This is a genomic window from Saccharomonospora saliphila YIM 90502, assembly GCF_000383795.1.
In the GTDB taxonomy this organism is placed as follows: Bacteria; Actinomycetota; Actinomycetes; order Mycobacteriales; family Pseudonocardiaceae; genus Saccharomonospora; species Saccharomonospora saliphila.
Window position 1 is genome coordinate 92693 of record NZ_KB912672.1, and the last position, 3582, is coordinate 96274.

Annotated in this window: 4 protein-coding genes; 1 reads left to right on the forward strand and 3 read right to left on the reverse strand. The window is 73.1% G+C overall.

Features of this window, described 5'->3' with window-relative positions; all coding sequences use genetic code 11:
- Positions 1-42: 42 nt before the first annotated feature.
- Positions 43-1425: a sodium/calcium exchanger protein gene (locus tag SACSA_RS0111955; protein WP_019816149.1), complete on the reverse strand. Its 1383-nt coding sequence runs from the start codon at positions 1423-1425 to the stop codon at positions 43-45.
- Between the two features lie 264 nt (positions 1426-1689).
- Here SACSA_RS0111955 and SACSA_RS0111960 point away from each other — a divergent pair, with 264 nt between their 5' ends.
- Positions 1690-2154, forward strand: coding sequence for a DUF3237 domain-containing protein (locus SACSA_RS0111960; RefSeq protein WP_019816151.1), 465 nt, complete (start codon positions 1690-1692; stop codon positions 2152-2154).
- Positions 2155-2183: 29 nt separating this feature from the next.
- Here the strand turns inward: SACSA_RS0111960 and SACSA_RS0111965 are convergent, their stop codons facing one another.
- Together SACSA_RS0111965 and SACSA_RS0111970 are read right to left on the reverse strand one after the other, a co-directional pair.
- Entirely contained in the window at positions 2184-2762 is a 579-nt protein-coding gene (locus SACSA_RS0111965) for a GNAT family N-acetyltransferase (protein WP_019816153.1), read from the reverse strand.
- Positions 2759-3286 (reverse strand): YbaK/EbsC family protein, encoded by a 528-nt coding sequence (locus SACSA_RS0111970; RefSeq protein ID WP_019816154.1) that lies wholly within the window; start codon positions 3284-3286, stop codon positions 2759-2761. The genes SACSA_RS0111965 and SACSA_RS0111970 overlap by 4 nt, the downstream gene beginning before the upstream one ends.
- Positions 3287-3582: the final 296 nt, after the last annotated feature.

A 3582-nucleotide genomic window follows, 5' to 3' on the forward strand; every position in this document is an offset into this window, starting at 1 on the left:
CGCGCCACCGGCTCCGGACGCGGGCGCGCCGGGCAGGGGTCGTCAGTCGCGGCTGAGCCGCACGGCCTCCTGCTCGTCGGCGCGGTTGAGCACGTCGAACGGCGTCGCCACGCCGTCGCGGATCACGCGCCGCAGTTCCGTCCTGCGCGCCACAAGCAGGCCGAGCGACAGTCCGACGTAGACCACGCTGAGCACCGTGATCACGATGCGGTCCTGTTCCTCGGGCAGGACGATGCTGGTGCCGAACTGGATCAAGAACAGCACCAGCAGGGCCCCGGCCCACCGCGCCGTCATGGTCAGGGTCAGCAGGATGCACACCGCGAACAGCGACTGCGCGGCCGTGATCAACAGCTCGAAGCGCTGGTGCAGATCGATCGGCAGGCCGTCGAACGAGCCGCTGGACAGGGCGAACACGATCGGGATGGTGCCGACCAGCAGCGTCCACTGGTTGACCTTGCTGGAGATCAGGGTGCCCAGCGCGGAGCTGGCGTGCAGCTTCCAGGCGAACAGGCACGCCACGATCAGCTCGGGCGACTCGCTGGCCAGCGGTGCCACCCACTGCACCAGCAGGAAGTGGTCGATGCCCAGTTCGGTCCCGGTGTGTACGAGGTTCTCGGCGAAGTGCTCGGCTGTGGCCAGGATGACCACGGCGGCGACGCCGAACATCGCGCCGTAGAGCCAGCGGCGCGGTGCGGCCGGGCGCGTGCCGACCCACGCGGACGTGCCGGTCAGCTCCGGTTCCTCGACCGGGGCCTTGGCCAGCCGCCACGCGTAGAGCACGAACAGCGACACCAGCACCGCCGCGTCCACCAGGGTCAGCGAGTCCCGCAGCGGGAAGTGCAGGGAGTACACCGTCGCCGCGCCGAGAAAGAAGACCTCCACCGACATCCTGCGCGGCAGACGCACCCACCCGACGTGCGCTGAGGTGCTGGCCGCCCCGCCCCGGCGGCGCGCCCGGACGACCGCGAGGGTGGCCACGAGCACGACCAGCGGCCACCCGATGCCGACGAGAATCCGGTTCGCCCCGGTCATGTTGGCCAGCGCCAGCGAACACGGGTTCGCTCCGTCGGGACCCGGCAGGCAGTGCCCCTCCTCGGCGTTGACCACCCCGGCGCGCATGGTGAAGACGAAGTCCACGGCGTACTCGGGCAGCACGGCGAGGAAGGCCAGCAGCGCCAGCGCGAGACCGCCGTTGATGTCGACCTGCGCCGCCTCGGCGGCCCAGGAGAGCAGGAACGCCGCCCCGACGATGGCCAGGCCGTAGACGAGCGCGGCGATCGGCGCGCTGACCTCCGGCCGGGGCAGGCCGAGGTAGTCGGTGGCCCCCAGGAACAGGCCGGGTAGCGTCACCAGGACCGCGAGGGGCAGTTGCGCGGGCAGGTGACGACGCGTCTCAGGTGCGAGCTGGTCCGACACCCGGACCATGTTCCCGACTTCGACAAGATCGAAACAAGACGCCCCGCACCCCCGTCGTACCCCGCCTGCGCGATCCGACACCGCCGTCGCCACCGTGGTGGGACCCCGTCACCGCCCCGGCGCGGGCTCCTGCCCACGCCGGCACCGTTGACGGCCCGCACCAGCGCGGTTAGTGTCCGCCCGGACTGCTGAGGATCGCTCGGAGGTGACGGCCGTGGCGCGCGGGATGGTCCCCGGATCTCTCGGTGGCGTGGAGCGGTCGGCGACGTGAGTGTGACCCCGCCGCCCGCGGCGCTCGACCGGGTCGCGCGCGTCGAGGTCCGGCTCGACCCGGTACTCACCCTCGGCCCGGTGCCGCACGGACTGCGGCGCGTCGTGCCGATCACGGGCGGCCGGATCGACGGTGACCGGTTGCGGGGCGAGATCCTGCACGGCGGCGCCGACTGGCAGCTCGTCCACGACGACGGCGGTATCACCATCGACACGCGGTACACCGCGCGGACCCACGACGGTGCCCTGATCTACCTGGCCACGCGGGGCGTGCGACACGGGCCCCCCGCCGTGCTCGACCGGCTCCTCTCCGGGGAGGAGGTCGACCCGGCGGAGTACTACTTCCGGCTCGGTGTGTGCCTGGAGACCGGGGACGAGCGGTACGCGTGGCTCAACCGCACCGTCTTCGTGGCCTCGGCCGCGCGCGGCCCGGACACGGTCGTCTACGACCTCTACGCGCTGACCTGAGCACTCGGCCGCACGGCGCCGGGGCCTTCTCAGTCGTCCAGCGGCAGCGGGCGTCCCAGGACCGCGAACGCTCGCGCGTCCCCGGCGAAGTGGTACTGGCGCAGAACGTCGACGAAACCGAGCCTCCGATACAGCGTCCAGGCCCGCGTGGGCCCCTCGGGCGTGGACAGCAGGACCCGCGCGCGGGGCACCCCGTCGAGCAACCTGCGCAGCAGGCTCTCCCCGATGCCGCGTCCCTGCCGGTCGGGGCGGACGTGGATCTCGGTCAGCTCGAAATAGTCGGTCAGCCAGTCCCGGGCGGTCTCCTCGCCTGCGCGTGTGCGCAGGCCGCGGTGGACCTGCTCGTACCACCACTGGCCGGGCGCGCCGTGGTAGCCGTACGCCAGGCCGACCAGGGCGTCCCGCTCGTCCAGCGCGACCACGCAGCGCCACCCGTCCCGCAACGCGTGGGTCAGCCACATCGGCGCCCGTTGTTCCGCCGTCCCCGGCGGGTACCGCATCGCGGCCACGTAGAGCGACAGGGCCTCGGGCAGGCGGGCCCGGAAGTCCTCACCGGAGAGGGGGACGACGCGGACCACGTGGTGCCGGCCGCCCGACGTGGCCGTCACCGGAAACCGGTCCCTTCCCGCCGCGGCGCGGCGACGTCGACGGCGCGACCGCCGGTGAGCGTGACCAGGTCGGCGAAGGTGATCGGGAACAGCGACGCCGGGTGGCCCGCCGCGGCCCACACCGTGTCGTGCCGCGCGAGTGTCGCGTCGACGAGCGTGGTGATGGGGGCGGGATGCCCGACCGGGGCCACGCCGCCGATCACCTGACCGGTGTGGGCGCGGACGAAGTCCGGATCGGCCATGTCGACGTGCGCGGCGCCGGTGTGCTCGGCGAGCGCACGCGTGTCGGCTCGGTGGGCGCCCGAGGTCAACGCCAGCAGCGGGGCGTCGCCGTCGGGGGTCGACATGCGGAACACGAGGCTGTTGGCGATCGCCGCCACGTCGACGCCGAGTGCCTCGGCGGCCTGTGCGGCGGTGCGCACCGCCGTCGGCAACATGCGGACGCCGTCGGCGGAGCCACGCAGTCCCGCGGCGGCGAGGGCCGCGGCGACCCGGGCGAGCGCCGGATGGTCGGGGGTGCTCATGAAGCCATGAGATCACGGGTGTCCTCCGACGTGCGACGCAGATCGCTCGGTCGCGGACTTGAGCGGACCGCACCGCGGGGTTAGTCTGGCCTTGTTCGAACACACGTTCGACATCCGGTGACCGTGTATCGACAGATCGCGCACCGCTCAGTGGTGCCGGGCGCGGTGGTGGGGGAAGCGCCCCCGCGCCCGGCACCCCACCGCCGCACGCGGCGGAACGGGAAGGGGTGAGCCACATGTCCGTCGGGTCCGCAGCACGCGGGGGCCTCGGGCCGCGTCACGGAGGCGCGCTGCCG

Bases quoted from the DNA above. Each gene is read 5' to 3' on its own strand.
- SACSA_RS0111955 (WP_019816149.1), bottom strand. From the start codon at position 1,425: ATGGTCCGGGTGTCGGACCAGCTCGCACCTGAGACGCGTCGTCACCTG.
- SACSA_RS0111970 (WP_019816154.1), bottom strand. From the start codon at position 3,286: ATGAGCACCCCCGACCATCCGGCGCTCGCCCGGGTCGCCGCGGCCCTC.